Source organism: Cupriavidus sp. YAF13, from assembly GCF_052113425.1.
In the GTDB taxonomy this organism is placed as follows: Bacteria; Pseudomonadota; Gammaproteobacteria; order Burkholderiales; family Burkholderiaceae; genus Cupriavidus.
Genome location: NZ_JBFRDD010000001.1, coordinates 62,606 through 76,632, shown reverse-complemented (window position 1 = coordinate 76,632; position 14,027 = coordinate 62,606). Strand labels below are relative to the sequence as shown.

22 protein-coding genes and 1 pseudogene are annotated in these 14,027 nt (G+C 64.3%); 21 read left to right on the top strand and 2 right to left on the bottom strand.

Annotated features, from left to right (window positions below; translation table 11 throughout):
• Positions 1-551 precede the first annotated feature (551 nt).
• The gene (locus AB4061_RS00555) at positions 552-761 is read right to left on the bottom strand and encodes a hypothetical protein (RefSeq protein WP_441629958.1); all 210 of its coding nucleotides are present in this window, start codon (positions 759-761) and stop codon (positions 552-554) included.
• 228 nt (positions 762-989) lie between these two features.
• Here AB4061_RS00555 and AB4061_RS00550 point away from each other — a divergent pair, with 228 nt between their 5' ends.
• The 18 genes from AB4061_RS00550 to AB4061_RS00465 all read left to right on the top strand — a co-directional run bounded on the left by AB4061_RS00550 (position 990) and on the right by AB4061_RS00465 (position 11,034).
• The gene (locus AB4061_RS00550; protein WP_441629956.1) at positions 990-1,220 is read left to right on the top strand and encodes a hypothetical protein; all 231 of its coding nucleotides are present in this window, start codon (positions 990-992) and stop codon (positions 1,218-1,220) included.
• A gap of 14 nt (positions 1,221-1,234) precedes the next feature.
• Positions 1,235-1,510, top strand: coding sequence for a hypothetical protein (locus AB4061_RS00545; protein WP_441629955.1), 276 nt, complete (start codon positions 1,235-1,237; stop codon positions 1,508-1,510).
• On the top strand, positions 1,507-1,959 hold the full coding sequence (locus AB4061_RS00540) for a zinc-finger-containing protein (RefSeq protein ID WP_441629953.1): 453 nt from the start codon (positions 1,507-1,509) through the stop codon (positions 1,957-1,959). The genes AB4061_RS00545 and AB4061_RS00540 overlap by 4 nt, the downstream gene beginning before the upstream one ends.
• Positions 1,956-2,219 (top strand): hypothetical protein, encoded by a 264-nt coding sequence (locus AB4061_RS00535; protein ID WP_441629951.1) that lies wholly within the window; start codon positions 1,956-1,958, stop codon positions 2,217-2,219. Before AB4061_RS00540 ends, AB4061_RS00535 begins: the two co-directional genes overlap by 4 nt.
• Entirely contained in the window at positions 2,216-2,374 is a 159-nt protein-coding gene (locus AB4061_RS00530; protein WP_441629949.1) for a hypothetical protein, read from the top strand. Before AB4061_RS00535 ends, AB4061_RS00530 begins: the two co-directional genes overlap by 4 nt.
• Positions 2,371-2,514 (top strand): hypothetical protein, encoded by a 144-nt coding sequence (locus AB4061_RS00525; RefSeq protein WP_253927196.1) that lies wholly within the window; start codon positions 2,371-2,373, stop codon positions 2,512-2,514. The genes AB4061_RS00530 and AB4061_RS00525 overlap by 4 nt, the downstream gene beginning before the upstream one ends.
• Before the next feature lie 29 nt (positions 2,515-2,543).
• On the top strand, positions 2,544-3,338 hold the full coding sequence (locus tag AB4061_RS00520) for a RecB family exonuclease (RefSeq protein ID WP_441629947.1): 795 nt from the start codon (positions 2,544-2,546) through the stop codon (positions 3,336-3,338).
• A gap of 27 nt (positions 3,339-3,365) precedes the next feature.
• Complete coding sequence (locus tag AB4061_RS00515; RefSeq protein WP_441629945.1) at positions 3,366-4,544, top strand: hypothetical protein; 1,179 nt, start codon at positions 3,366-3,368, stop codon at positions 4,542-4,544.
• Positions 4,545-4,656: 112 nt separating this feature from the next.
• On the top strand, positions 4,657-5,544 hold the full coding sequence (locus tag AB4061_RS00510; RefSeq protein ID WP_441629943.1) for a DNA translocase FtsK: 888 nt from the start codon (positions 4,657-4,659) through the stop codon (positions 5,542-5,544).
• Positions 5,545-5,550: 6 nt separating this feature from the next.
• Positions 5,551-7,296, top strand: coding sequence for an AAA family ATPase (locus AB4061_RS00505; protein ID WP_441629941.1), 1,746 nt, complete (start codon positions 5,551-5,553; stop codon positions 7,294-7,296).
• Positions 7,296-7,478 (top strand): hypothetical protein, encoded by a 183-nt coding sequence (locus AB4061_RS00500; RefSeq protein WP_416048991.1) that lies wholly within the window; start codon positions 7,296-7,298, stop codon positions 7,476-7,478. Before AB4061_RS00505 ends, AB4061_RS00500 begins: the two co-directional genes overlap by 1 nt.
• Entirely contained in the window at positions 7,475-7,678 is a 204-nt protein-coding gene (locus AB4061_RS00495) for a helix-turn-helix transcriptional regulator (protein WP_045239601.1), read from the top strand. The genes AB4061_RS00500 and AB4061_RS00495 overlap by 4 nt, the downstream gene beginning before the upstream one ends.
• Positions 7,678-7,992: a hypothetical protein gene (locus tag AB4061_RS00490; protein WP_441629938.1), complete on the top strand. Its 315-nt coding sequence runs from the start codon at positions 7,678-7,680 to the stop codon at positions 7,990-7,992. Before AB4061_RS00495 ends, AB4061_RS00490 begins: the two co-directional genes overlap by 1 nt.
• A gap of 49 nt (positions 7,993-8,041) precedes the next feature.
• A complete protein-coding gene (locus tag AB4061_RS00485; RefSeq protein WP_441629936.1) occupies positions 8,042-8,563 on the top strand; it encodes a hypothetical protein in 522 nt (173 codons plus the stop codon).
• Positions 8,564-8,616: 53 nt separating this feature from the next.
• Positions 8,617-9,234, top strand: coding sequence for a 3'-5' exonuclease (locus tag AB4061_RS00480; protein WP_441629934.1), 618 nt, complete (start codon positions 8,617-8,619; stop codon positions 9,232-9,234).
• Positions 9,231-9,353, top strand: a complete 123-nt coding sequence (locus AB4061_RS00475; RefSeq protein WP_441629933.1) for a hypothetical protein — start codon at positions 9,231-9,233, stop codon at positions 9,351-9,353. Before AB4061_RS00480 ends, AB4061_RS00475 begins: the two co-directional genes overlap by 4 nt.
• Positions 9,350-10,693, top strand: a complete 1,344-nt coding sequence (locus tag AB4061_RS00470) for a DUF7181 domain-containing protein (RefSeq protein WP_441629931.1) — start codon at positions 9,350-9,352, stop codon at positions 10,691-10,693. Before AB4061_RS00475 ends, AB4061_RS00470 begins: the two co-directional genes overlap by 4 nt.
• The gene (locus AB4061_RS00465; protein WP_441629929.1) at positions 10,690-11,034 is read left to right on the top strand and encodes a hypothetical protein; all 345 of its coding nucleotides are present in this window, start codon (positions 10,690-10,692) and stop codon (positions 11,032-11,034) included. The genes AB4061_RS00470 and AB4061_RS00465 overlap by 4 nt, the downstream gene beginning before the upstream one ends.
• A gap of 230 nt (positions 11,035-11,264) precedes the next feature.
• On the opposite strand, the gene AB4061_RS00460 is transcribed toward AB4061_RS00465, so the two are convergent.
• Entirely contained in the window at positions 11,265-11,855 is a 591-nt protein-coding gene (locus AB4061_RS00460) for a hypothetical protein (RefSeq protein ID WP_441629927.1), read from the bottom strand.
• Between the two features lie 32 nt (positions 11,856-11,887).
• Between AB4061_RS00460 and AB4061_RS00455 the strand changes: the two are divergent.
• The 3 genes and pseudogenes from AB4061_RS00455 to AB4061_RS00445 form a co-directional block, all read left to right on the top strand.
• Positions 11,888-12,334, top strand: a pseudogene (locus AB4061_RS00455) (DNA cytosine methyltransferase); the annotation flags it as partial.
• 142 nt (positions 12,335-12,476) lie between these two features.
• Complete coding sequence (locus AB4061_RS00450) at positions 12,477-13,133, top strand: hypothetical protein (protein ID WP_441630458.1); 657 nt, start codon at positions 12,477-12,479, stop codon at positions 13,131-13,133.
• 13 nt (positions 13,134-13,146) lie between these two features.
• Entirely contained in the window at positions 13,147-13,905 is a 759-nt protein-coding gene (locus AB4061_RS00445) for a hypothetical protein (RefSeq protein WP_441629926.1), read from the top strand.
• Positions 13,906-14,027: the final 122 nt, after the last annotated feature.

The window sequence follows — 14,027 nt, the reverse complement described above, 5'->3', positions numbered from 1 at the left end:
AGAGGTCCGAACAGAGCTCGATGCGACCTATAAAGCACTACACGAATTAGAAGTTATTGCACACAGCTTCCACTGCGCTCGCCGCTTTGATGGAAATTTAGCTCGGAGCACTTTGTCTTTGTTGGACTCTCTGGAGCGGCGCTTGTTGCGTCTCCGCTTTTTTGATGACCAGGAGTTTGCCCCGGGCATAGTTAGGCTTCGCCAATCGATTTCCCTAGAGAATTTCACCAAGAGCGCCTTCCATCGGCAATCGGCTGAGAGTGACATCCTCGAAGGTATTTCGTGGGCGACAGAGGAGCTGATTGACCTCCTAGAGCAGTGTTTTCGAGACCGTTATCCAAGTCAATTCCCCTACTATCGTAGGATTCGGAGGACTGAGATTCGCTCGTCCTAACCCGTACCAGAAGGATTTAGAGCGACTTCCTGTCGCCGATCTGCCACAGGCGCCCCCTTCCTCAAAGCCCTCCCGCAAGCCGCCATTCAGGCGGCTTTTTGCGTCCCCCGCCCGAGAAAACTTCAGTGCGCCACTCGTGCCCTGAGACGATCCGGCATCACCGCCCCAGCACCGCCCTCACTCCCGCATCAAGCCCCAGCCGGTATAGGGTCGCCCCCACATCTGTCAGCAATACCCTCTCCTTCCCCTGAATAGCTGGATCGGCCAGCAGCACCGCCAGGCCGGCTATCGCATCGTCGATCGGTAGCTCGATTTCCTCATCCAGCGCCAGCTGCTCGAACTGGCGTATCACGTCATCCGGTTCCATCCCACCTCCCCCAAGGTCGCCCCAGACCAGTCTAGGCCGCCAGCAAGACCGCCGCGAGGCGGTTTTTTTTCGCCTCGCGCACCACGGGATTCAGGCGCCCGCTATCAAAACTAGCACAGCTATTAAAACAAACAATCAAACGCGACTAGCTTAGCTATTGAAATGAATGACTAGCATCGCTAGTATTCATACACCGCTGACGTTCACAGCGGTTCGCCGGAGACAGAAATGACCGCCACCCGCCTTACGCACAACGAATGCCATGGTATCGCCGCACCCCAGGTAGTCCGCCTGATGGCCTGGATTGATCTGCACGACCGTCCGGCCCTGACGACCTTCAACACCGCCGACGGCACGCTGACGGTCACCAGCATCGAGTGCCACAACGGCGTCGCCCATGAGGTGAAGGAAACCATCCCGGCCACCGTGGCCGCCGCCCGCGACCTGCTCGGCTACTGATCGGGGCCGCACATATGGGCCCCGCCGAAATCCTCAGCCACCTGTCTCCGCAAGAGCGGACCGACGCGCTGGCGAAATTCCTGCAGATCGAGAACTTCGACTACTCGGGCATGACGCGCGAAGACCACGACATCGTCCAGCTCGGGCACTACACCGACCTGCACGACGAACTGGTCACCAAGGCGCGCGCCAGCGTCGAGATGGATCGCGACCGCGCCGCCGAAGCACGCGTGATGCGCCAGGCCACGCCGAACCGCCTTCTGTTCAACGGCACTGGGGTTGCAGCGTGAGCGAAGCAAAGACACCCTGGAATCCCTCGCGCCGCGCCATTGCGCGCGTGCTCAACCCGCTGCCGGCGCCGACCAAGTGCTGCCATTGCGGTGAGCCTGTCGAGATCGTGAGCAACGAGATGATCTACGGCCGCGAGTACGGCGAATGGCCGTGGGCCTACCTCTGCATGGGCGATGACTGCGGCGCCTACGTAGGCATGCATCCCTTCACGGGCATCCCCTTGGGCACGCTCGCCGATGCGCCCACACGGGAAGCCCGGAAGCAGGCCAAGGCGGCTTTCAACCCACTGTGGAAAAGCAGTCGTATGTCACGCACGGAAGCCTACACCTGGCTGGCCGGCGCGCTCGGTATCGCGAACGTCGGGGAATGCCACATCGGATGGTGTGATGTGCAGACGTGCCGGCGCGTCGTGGCCGCCTGCCTTCAACTCGCAAAGGAAGCAGCATGAGCACGCGCAAAGGCGACAACTCGGCGTTCCCCTACAGCGCCCTCGCCCCCGACGAGCAGACGAGCCAGCTCGTCGGCAGCATGTATCTGGACAGCACCGGCTTGACCCAGCGTGCCTACATCGCGACCAAGGCCATGCAGGCCATCGTCTCGAACCCGGCGCTGGTGGACGTGTTCAGCAACGGCACTACGGAGCTCGCCTCGCGGCGCGCCATTGAGATTGCCGACGCCATGCTGGCCGCACTGGAGCAGCAATCGTGAGCCGCCTGCGCAAGCTCGTGCGCCACCCGGTCGCCCAGCTGATCGCCCTATGGATCGGCACCACCGTGGCCATGACCGCCCTGTTCTGCGTCTACGACGCGGCCCAGGCCAAGAGCAGCCCCATCAAGCCCACCGCCCACCGGAAGCTGACATGACTTACGACCCCCAATCCAACGCCCTGTTGGCCGTTGCGAAATGCTCGCGCGCCCGCCAGTGGGCCGGCGCCATCGGCTACGGCCTGGCCATCGGCTTCATCTGGTACCTGACCGTCGCGATCCGCGCCGGCGCCGTTTGACCCGCATCCACAACTGCTGAGAACACGCCATGAAGATCGTCACCATCCGCGCCAGCTCGTTGGCCGAGTTGTTTGATTGCCCCGCGCGCTGGGAAGCCAAGCACCTGCTGGGCATGCGCATGCCTTCCGGCCCGGCAGCTCACCTAGGCACGTCGATCCATGCCGGCACGGCCGCGTTCGACCAGGCGGAACTGGACGGCCAGCCGATCACCGCTGACGACGCCGCCAGCGCGCTGGTCTCCACGCTGCGGGACAAGAGCGCCGAGGTGGACTGGGAAGACACCAACCCGGACGATGCCGAGCGCATCGGGCTGGCGCTGCACTCGCGCTACTGCGCCGAGATCGCGCCGCTCCAGCACTACATCGGCGTCGAGGTGGCTTGCGAGCGCCTGGAGATCCCCGAACTGGGCATCGCGCTGACCGGCACCACCGACCGCGTGCGCACCACCGCCGCTGGCGCGGGCATCTCCGACCTCAAATCAGGCGGGCGCGCCGTGGGCGCCGACGGCATTGCGGTCACGGCCGGCCACGGCCCGCAGCTGGGCGTCTACGAGCTGCTCGCCGAACACGCGGTCGGCATCCCCATCACCGCGCCCGCGCAGATCGTCGGGCTGAACACCGGCAAGACGGCCGCCGCGCAGCGCGTGGGGGTGGGCGAAATCGAGTCGCCGCGCACGGCGCTGCTGGGCACCGAGGAGCAGCCCGGCCTACTGCAGCACGCCTCTCGCCTAATTCATTCCGGCGCCTTCTACGGCAACGGCAAATCCGTCCTGTGCTCGGCGAAGTACTGCCCGCGGCACGCAACCTGCCACTACAAGTCCTGACCCCTACTGCTGACCGAGACCACGACCATGAACACAGCAACCGCCACCCTCGAACAAATGCGCGCACCCGCCGTGCGCGAGCCCGCCCCCATCGTCACCATGGGCTTCGGCTCGTCGCAATCCTTCGAGCTGATGCAACGCGCCGCCAACCTGCTGTCGTCGTCCACCCTGGTGCCGGCCGCCTATCGCAAAGTCATCGAGAAGCTCGACAAGTTCGGCAACGTGAAGGAATCGCGCGATAACCCGAACGCAATTGCGAACAGCGTGGTGGCGCTCAACATGGCGCAGCGCATGGGCGCCGACCCACTCATGGTGATGCAGAACCTCTACATCGTCGAGGGCCGTCCGTCCTGGTCGTCGCAGTGGATCATCGCCGCCGTGAACGGTTGCGGCCGCTTCTCGCCGCTGCGCTTCGACATCAAGGTGCTCGGCGAGAAGACCGTCGAGCGCGTGGAAACCGTGTGGGAGAACGGCAACCGCAATGTCGTCACGAAGAAGGTGACCATCATCGACAAGATCGCCATCGCCTGGGCGGTAGAGCGCGAAACCAAAGAGCGCCTGGAATCGCCGCCGGTGACGATCGAGATGGCCGTCAAGGAAGGCTGGTACACGAAGAACGGCAGCAAGTGGCAGACCATGGACGAGGTCATGCTGCGCTACCGCACTGCCAGCTTCTTCGGGAAGCTCTATGCGCCCGAGCTGCTGATGGGCCTGCAATCCGTCGAGGAAGCGCAGGACATCATCGATCTGAACCCGGACGGCTCGTACACGGTGGCCAGCACCTCGGTAGACGACCTTCGCGGTAACACCGCGCGCGCCCAGCCGACACAGCCCGCCGACGTGGTCAAGCGCCAGYCCGATCCGGTTGCCACCRCTGCAGCCGAGCCCGAGGTGGCGGATGTCCCCGGCGACGATGCGGCAGATCGCGAACTGCCGCTGGACGAAGGCCAACAGGTCGGCCAGGAAGGCACCGGCGACGGCGAAGCCGCCCTCACTTTCCAGGATGTGAACCGCGAGCTGCTGACCGCCAGGACCATCGATGACCTGGACTATGCGCGCAGCCTCATCAAGCAGATCTCCGACGAGAAGGCCAAGGCCACGCTGAACTCGGTAGCGGCACGCCGTATGCGCGAGCTGGCGCCGCCGGATGAGGCCGCCGCCGCGCAGCCCGCCCGCCGCGCACGCGCGCCAATCAACGCCGACTGAACGATCAGGGGGGAAAGCGGATGCCACGGAGTCTGCCGCCGACCGGAAGGCGGCGTAGCAAGGCCGGCGGATGCAGCGAGTACCCCACCCCAACACCTGACAGGACACAGAAATGAACCAATCGCCTGAATTCAAGAACACCCTGAACATGACCGCCGGCACGCTGGGCAAGGATCTGCTGTCCGCTCTTGTGTTGGAAATGAAGATGATGCCCGACACCTGGGTGAAGCTGTCGCAGAAGAAGCAAGACGACATCCTCGATCGCCTGCGCAACCGCGTCGACACATCCGTGAAGATGGCCGTCCACCTGATCGCCAGCCAGGGCCGCACCGTGGTGGTGGGCGACCTGGACAAGGTGACTTTCAAGGGCGGCGCGCAAGCAACGATCAAGATCGGAAAGTCGGCGCCCAACCTGCATGGCCTGGTCGATGCCGAGGGCCAAGCCGTGATGCTGGTCCTGAGTGGCGACAACGAGTTCACCGACGGCATGGATGAAGTCCGCGGCGAATCCGACCAGCGCGCCTTTGACCTCGGCAAGGAATACACCGACGGCGATGGTGACGGCATGCCCGGTACCGACGGCGCCCCTGCCGACGACAACGTGGTCGACGCCACCTTCACCGAGACGCCGCTGACGATTGAGCAACAGCCCCTGCAGGAAGAACTGGAAGCCGCGCACGAGGCCGGTCACAAGGCCGCCGGTGAAGGCAAGCCCGAATCCGATTGCCCGAAGATCGCCGGCCAACTCTGCATCGCCTGGGTCAAGGGCTGGAAGCGTTGGCACGAAGAGCAGACCGGCGCCGATCCGCTGTACGACCAGGTCGTGGCCTTCGTGGTCGAAAAGCAGAAGGTGAGCATCACCCTCATCCAACGCCATTTCAAGATCGGCTACAACCGCGCCGGCCGCCTGATCGAGCACCTGGAAGCCGAAGGCGTCGTGAGCATGCCCGACCTCGAAGGCCACCGCAACGTGCTGAAGAGCACCGAGGAACAGGAGTAACTCGCCATGCGCATTACCGCCATCCACGCCCGTAACTTCCTCGGCATCCGGGCAGCCGACATCATCCCGGCCACGCCGGTCTCGCTGATCTGCGGCCCCAACGGCGCCGGCAAAAGCTCGATTCAGGAAGCCGTCCGCATGGCGCTCACCGAGGAGACCGTCCGCGTCGGCCTGAAGAAGGAATACGCCAAGCTGCTGCGCGATGGAACCGAATCTGGTTCGATTGTGGTTTCTGTCGGCCCACAGGCAAACAGCATCGTGCTGCCCTCCGGCAAGGCCACCAAGGGCATTCCCACCGACGCGCGCACGCCGTTCGTGCTGGATGCCCAGCGCTTCGCCCGCATGGATGTGAAAGAGCGCCGAGCGTTCCTGTTCGACCTGATGGGTCTGAAGATCGGCACCGACCAGGTGCGGGAGCGCCTGCTGGCACGCAAATGCAACGCTAAGAAGATCGAAGCCGTCCTGCCGCTGGTGCGCGCCGGCTTCGACGCCGCCGCCAAGGAAGCCGGCGGCAAGGCCACCGCTGCGAAGGGCGCCTGGCGCGAGCTGACCGGCGAGACCTATGGCAGCGTCAAGGCGGCCAGCTGGGTCGCCCCGCTGCCGGCTGACGCCGAGGACCCCGAGGAACTCGCCAGCCTGATCTCCGAGTCCGAGGAAACCATCAAGGTCCTGTCCACCGAGGCCGGCGAGCTGCAGCGCCAGCTGGGCGAGATCGACGCCGCGGCACGCCAGCGCGCACAGCGTGCCAACCAGATCGCAGACCTGCGCGCCAAGGCCGAGCTGCTGCCCAAGGCACAGGACACCGCCGCCCGCGCGCTGGCCGAGCGCGATGCCTTCCTGCCCAAGGTGGCCGCCCTGCGCGACGCCGCCGGCGGCAAAGTGGCGGGCATGCCCTGCACCTGCCCGGACTGCGGCGCCATGCTGCTCTTCCTGGCCGGCCAGCTGGCCAAGTACGAGTCGGCGAAGGTCGATCCGGAGGCCGCTGGCCRCCTGCCCGAGTACGAGCGCAGCCTGACGGTGCTGGAAAACGCGCTGAAGAGCCGCACCGCCGAGCGCGACGCCGCCGACACCGCGGCAAAGCAGCTGCGCCTGCTGCAGGACCAGGCAGCTGGCGAGGCCACCGACAGCGCCGACGACGTGGAACGCCAGGCTATCGCGAGCCGCCTGGAAGCCATCCAGGGCAGCATCACCCAGTTCGGCAAGGATCTGGACGCCGCCCGCGCGTCGCAGCGTGCCGCCGCCCAGGCTGGTGAGCTCACCAAGCGGGCCGGCCAACACCACGCCGACGTGGCCGCATGGGACGCGCTCGCGGAAGCCCTTGGCCCCAGCGGCATCCCCGCCGATCTGCTGTCCGAGGCGCTGGACCCAATCAACGAGCGTCTGGCCGCCGCCGCGAACGAATCCGAGTGGATGCGCATCGGCATCGAGGCGGACATGACCATCACCGCCGCTGGCGGCCGCCCGTATGCGCTGCTGTCTGAGTCCGAGCGTTGGCGCGCCGACGCGATGATCGCCGAGGCCATCTCGCGCCTGACCGGCCTTCGTCTGCTGGTGCTGGATCGCGCGGACGTGCTGATCGGGCCCGAGCGCGATCGCCTGCTGTATTGGCTCGACGACCTGGCCGCCGCCGACGCGATCGACACCGCGCTGATCTTCATGAGCCTCAAGTCGCCCCCGGGCGCGCTGCCGGAATCGATCGCCTCGTTCTGGATCGCCGACCGCGAGGTGGGCACCGTGCGGGAGGCCGCGTGATGGTGAGCACGACCGTGATGATCCAACGCCTGGAAGGGCTGCTGGGCACCAAGGACCTGAACGACTGGGAACAGGGTTTCGTGCGCAAGCTGGCCGAGCACATGCATGCCGGCCAAGTGACGAAGCTCACCGGCAACCAGGTCGACAAGCTGGACGAACTGCATGGGAGGCACTTCTCGTGAACACCGAAGCACAACGCCGGATCATCCGACTGCCCGAGGTCAGCCAGTTGGTCGGCCTGGGCAAGACCGCGATCTACGAGCGCATCAAGGAACACACGTTCCCCTCCCCGATCAAGCTTGGCCGCGCCAGCGGCTGGATTGAGGAAGAGGTTCAAAAGTGGGTCGAAACCCAGATCACAGCCACACGCGGGGGCCACTGATGCCGCGCGCAATGAAATTCACTCGCAAGTCGGTGCTGGCCTATCTGCAAGAGCGCACCGGCCAGCGTTTCACGCCGACGCAGATCGCGAACAACTTTAAGCGCAGCAACGCCGAGGCGCGCGAGGTGCTGGACGACCTGCACGCAAACGAGCTGATCCGCAGCGGCGTCGACGGCACCACCCGTGTGTTCTTCGTCGCCGCGCCGGGCAGCAGCGAGCCCCGCCCAGAACGCATCGTTGGCCGCGGCGAGCTGCGCGGCTGGGAAGCCGGCCTGCGCCGCTTTGAGGCGCTTTGCATGACCGCGCGGCGCTGAGACAGCGCCTGCCAACCAACTAGCCGAGATCCGGCGCAAAGGAGAAATTGTGGGACTGGACATCACTGTATATCGCGGGTTAACGAAGGTGGAGAACCCGGAACTGGACGCCGACGGCCAGCCAGAGCACGACGACGACGGCGAGCGCATGTTCCGCGAGAACCCCGATTTCCCGGGGCGCATGGAGGGCATCGAAGCCGGCACCGTCTATAGCGCAGAGGAATGCGACGGCTTCTGCTGTGGCGCGTACAGCAGATACAACCGCTGGCGCGAGGACCTTGCGAAGTTGGCCGGCTACCCCGCCGTGGGCTATGAATCCTTCGGCACGGTCGAGCAACGCCACGATGCTGGTGCATGGAAAGCCGGCGCTGGCCCCTTCTACGAGCTGATCAATTTCTCGGACTGCGAAGGCACCATCGGCCCGGTGGTGAGCGCCAAGCTCGCAAAGGACTTCGCCAATTTCCAGGCGCGCGCCGATGCGCACGAGTCGGAGTACTTCCGCGAGAAATACGCCGAATGGCGCAACGCCTTCGACATGGCCGCACAGAACGGTGCCGTCTCATTCCACTGACCAGCCGCCCTGATCGAAGCACCCACCACCGCTACCCCCACAGGAACGACATCATGACGCCCATCCTCTTCTACGACACTGAGACCTCCGGCCTGCCGCAATGGAGCCTGCCTAGCGAAGACCCGAGCCAGCCGCACATCACGCAGATCGCGGCCGAGCTGCACGACGAAGACACCGGCACCACGCTGGCCTTCATGGACCTGTTGATCCGGCCCGACGGCTGGACCATCCCCGAAGAGCTCGAAGCGCTGACCGGCATCACCAACGAGAAGGCCGCGCAGTTCGGCGTACCCATCGAGCAGGCGCTCACCCTCTTCATCGACATGTGGAAGAAGTCGCAGTTGCGCGTCGCCCACAACGAGTCCTTCGATATGCGGATGGTGCGCATTGAGCTGATGCGCCAGCTCGACCACGACGAGGGATTCCACGAGCAATGGAAGACCGCCCCCGCCTTCTGCACGCAGTCGAAGAGCACCAAGATCATCAACCTGCCGCCGACCGAGAAGATGCTGGCTGCCGGCCGCCGCACGCCCAAGTCGCCGAACCTGGGCGAAGCCTTCCGGCACTTCACCGGCACCGACCTGGTGGGCGCGCACAACGCCGCCGTCGACCTGGCCGGCTGCCGCACCGTGTACTACGGCATCAAGCGGCATCTCGCCACGGCAGCATGAACTGCCAAGTTGCATTGGTCGTCACCGTCGCCGGCATGCTCATCTGCCTGGTGATCGGTGGCTACGCCCATTACCGCCTGCTCAAGAAGATGGCCGGCGACAACAAGGAACCGAAGTGAGCCAGCAAACCGAAACCGCCAGCGAAATGCTGCGCAAGCTGATCGCGGCCGTTGAGAAAGCTCATACCTCGCTGTTCGCTCAGTGCTGCTCGAATCCGATCAAGAACGCCTGGGGCAAAGAGGTTAGCGTAGCCATGCTGAACGAGGCGCAAGAGATGGCTGTCAACTTTGACGCTGCCCTCCGCAACGAGCAGCCGGAAAGCGAGCCGATGGCGCTGAGGCTTTCAGATGCGCGCATTCTGGAAATTGCGATGGGTCATTTCAAGCCCGGGCATACCGTGGCGGCCGAAAAGAACTTTCTGGCTTGCGTGCACGACATCTTCGCCCAGGCCGCCCCGCAACCGAGCGCATCGCCTGTGCTTACCAACGCAGAGGTAATCCGGCAGGCGAAGGCAGCAGGATTCGGGTTCGATGAAGATGATATTCCGTTCTATGGCAGCATCGACAACTATCGTCGCCTGCTCGCAGCATCGCCTGCCGCCCCGCAACCGAGCGTCAAGACGTTGGCACTACTGCACGATCTGTATGGCGTCCACCTGTTGTCTGGCGATCTCGATTTTGATTTCGACGGCTGGTTCGCTATCGAAGACATGCATCGTGTCCGCGCCCTCCTGGCCGACCATTCTCGCGACGTGACGAAATTGGCCGCAGAGCAGCCCAGCGATGACGAGCGAGACGCGTTTAACCACTGGTATGCGCAGCAGACCCCAAAGAGTGTTACTGACGACCTAAACGAGGCAGATGCGTGGATCGTATGGCAAGCCCGCGCCCTCCTGGCCGCAGAGCAGCCCAGCAAGGAAGTACTGACTCGCGTTGAGCAACTGCGCAAGGCGCTGTTCGAATCGCGCGATGCTATGCGGGTCATGGCGAACTGGGTCAAGAAGTCCGACCCGGCGGGCTATAGCTGGGCGGTCCGAATGGTTGACCGCGCCAATGCCACGCTTGGCGGCGAGGAGCAGCCCAGCGCGGACAAACACGACAGCACCGCAGCGGCGCGCGACGTGCTGGCCGAGCGCGGCCGTCAGGTTGAGGCAGAAGGCTGGACGCCAGAGCACGACGACAAGCATGGCAATGGCGAGATGGCACTCGCAGCCGGCTGCTATGCAGCAAACGCCGGTGGCGCAGCATGGGCAGACGAGGTGCCGTCTTTCTTCCCGTGGACGCAGGCATGGTGGAAGCCGACCACGCCCCGCCGCGACCTCGTGAAGGCTGGTGCGCTGATCCTCGCCGAGATTGAGCGCATCGACCGCGCCGAAATGGCCGAGCAGCCGACCATGATGCACACCACGCCGCCGTGCGCGTGCGTGGCCTACTCACTCAACAAAAAGGACCGCGCATGACTGCCCATGCCCTCACTGACTCGGCGTTAGTAGCGCGGCCCGCCCTGCCACCGATCTCGATCACCACCGTAGTCCCGGCGATCGCCGTGGTCGCGGTCGTGGTCCCCTCGGCCATCACCGCCGTAGTATCCGCCGCCGCCTCGGTGCTCATCTCCATAGGGGGCCACAACGCAGCCGCTCAGCAGCGCAACGGAAGCGGCCAGCAGCAAAAGAATGGGCTTCATAAGGCTCTCCTATTCAACTTTCGCCTTCCTTCAGGATACGCATTGGGTTGCAGGTCGGATGTAGGAAATGGGCTCTCCTACAACGAGAATTTCTCCTACAACGAGGCACGCGCATGATCCGCCGCGAATACAAGACGTTCGGTTTCTGCTGCGGCCTCGGCGGCGGCGCCAAGGGCTTCAAGAAGGCCGCTTCCCAGGTGGGCAACATGGTGGCCACCTGGAAGTGCATCGGCGGCATCGACGTGGACCCGGCCGCCGTGCGCACCTTCGAGCGGCTTGTGGGTGTGAAGTGCACGGTCATGGATCTATACACGACACTCGCGGTAAGCAGGCCCGATCAAGACTCTCTATTTCCCTTCGCGATAGGATGCGAATCCAGCCAATTCCGCTATCCAGTCGGCACAAATTTGCGCGCTCACAAGGGACCCTCCCACGTCGAGCTGAGCCTTGCCGAACGCCGGGCTGTTCACCTCCAGCGGCAGCATATGCGCAATCTCGCGGCAAACTCTCAGTGCATCACGAATGGGCCCGAGGTATTTCACAACATCGACATCGGCGACATCCCAAACTGGGAACGTGGCGAGTGTGCCGGCGGCTTCATCCCAATCGAGGAGGTTTCGCGAAGCGGTGTAGTTCCACATTGCCACCTCAGTCGCAAACGCGGCTCGAAGATCCGACATCAAGTGCACCGCGAGATTCGCCAATATCCGCAACGACTCCATTCGAGATGCTTGCAGCCTTCTTTCCATCAGGCGGGTATGAATGAACGGTATGAGCGCGGCCACGGCGACCGCAAGTATGCTGCCAACTGCCTGAACCCAGCTCGCCACCTCTGCACTGTCCTTCGGCTTCCACAGGCTGAACAACCACCCAAGAAGAGCAGTGACCGAGATCGCTATCAACGTGACTACGTAGTAGCGATACCTGATTTCCGTCATTTCGCCCCCCCTTTTTTGGCAGGCATCCTAGCATGACCCCCGCCTACTACAACGAGATCGAGCCATACGCAGCCCAGTGGCTGCGCAACCTGATTGCCGCTGGCCACATCGCCGCCGGTGACGTCGACGAAAGGGATATGAGGGATGTTCGACCTGACGACCTACGCGGATACGCACAGTGCCACTTCTTCGCCGGTGTGGGCGTCTGGTCGCTCGCGCTCCGCCGCGCCGACTGGGCCGATGACAGACCTGTTTGGACTGGTTCCTGTCCGTGCCAACCTTTCTCCGCGGCAGGCGCAGGACTTGGCTTTGCTGACGAGCGGCACCTCTGGCCGTTCTGGTACCACCTCATCAGCGAGTGCCGCCCTGCAGTCGTCTTTGGAGAGCAGGTTGCGAGCAAGGATGCTGACCCTTGGATCGACCTTGTACACGATGACATGGAAGCCGTGGACTACGCCTTCGGGGCGCAGCCGTTCCCGTCTGCGGGCGTCGGTGCGCCGCACATCCGAGACCGAGCCTACTGGGTGGCCCACGCCAACCTGGCAGGACTCGGAGCAGGCCGGCGGAAGGGGGGCGCTGGAGCGCGGCACGCGCGGGCATTCGTTGCACACGGCCTCAGCAATGGCCGGCTGGGCGACGCCCTGCGCGCGGGATCACTTCCCGGCGCACTCGCCGGAGTACATCGCAGAGAAGAAGGCGCAGGGCCACGGCATGGCGAACTTGAACGATCAGGTACAGATCGCGGGTTGGCCTACCCCCACGCAGATGGACAGCGTGCGCCAGCCCTCACAGAATTTCACGACCACAAACATCACGCTCAATCATGCGGTGGTGCTGTCGGGCTGGCCAACGCCGAACGCGACGATAGTGGACGCCAAGCCGCGTCCGCCGATCACGAGCGGACGAAAGCCGACGGACCCGCAGATTGGCCTAGCGGACGTAGCGGTGCATCTGGCCGGCTGGGCCACGCCGACGGCGAATCAACCGGGCGGGACACCGGAGGCGCATGTGGAACGCAAGCTGCGGTCCATGGGGCGGACGCACGCAACGGTGACGGACCTTGGCATGCAGGCCGGCTATTTCCTCAAGGACTGCCCGGCCCGACTAACGGCCTCTGGCGAGATGCTGACTGGCTCCTGTGCCGAGATGGAAAGTGGCGGCCAGTTGAACCCGGCACACAGCCGCTGGCTCATGGGGCTGCCAGCCGAGTGGGACGACTGCGCGCCTATGGAAACGCCATCAATGCTGAAGCGGCGCGCGTCTTCATCGAAAGCGTGATGGAAAGCATCCGATGATCCACTACCATGGCATGCCCATCACCCCGACGACCGCGGCGGCCAAGGCCATCTTCTCCGGCCATGCCTTCGTGTCGTTTCGGTACCCGGAGCAACTCGGCATAGTCCTGGACGTGGCCCAATCGTTCGCGGTGGACAACGGCGCCTTCTCGGCCTGGCGCTCTGGCGCGCCGGTTACGGACTGGCAGCCCTATTACGAATGGGTGGCCGAGTTGCATCGCTATCCTTCGTTCGACTTCGCGGTGATCCCGGATGTGATCGATGGCGACGAGCCCGCAAACGACGCGCTGCTGGCCGAGTGGCCTTGGCGCGATCGTGCGCCGGGCGTGGGCGCGCCTGTCTGGCACCTGCATGAAAGCCTAGACCGCCTAGAGCGCATCGCGCTCGAGTGGCCGCGCGTCTGCCTCGGTAGTTCGGGCGAGTTCGCGACGATCGGAACACCGCGGTGGTGGACACGCATGGCTGAGGCCATGGACGTGGTCTGCGATCGCAGCGGCCGACCGGTCTGCAAGCTCCACGGCCTGCGTATGCTCGATCCCGAGGTGTTCAGCCGCTTCCCGTTCGCCAGCGCCGACAGCACGAACATCGCGCAGAACGTGGGCATCGATAGCGCCTGGCGTGGCACCTATACACCGGCCAGCAAGGAATCCCGTGCGCAGGTCATGCGCGAGCGGATCGAGTCACGCCAGTCGTTGGTCTTCTGGGAACGGAAGGCACATCCCATTCAGGAATCACTATTTGGAGAAGCGGCATGAGCGCTCCCAAGACACCATGGCGCCATAACCTAGGTGATGGACACCACGCTGCTGCTAGCAGAGACCGGGAAGACGTTCAGGCTGTCGGCCACGCCGGTGTGGGTGCGGCCGGTGGCAGTGGC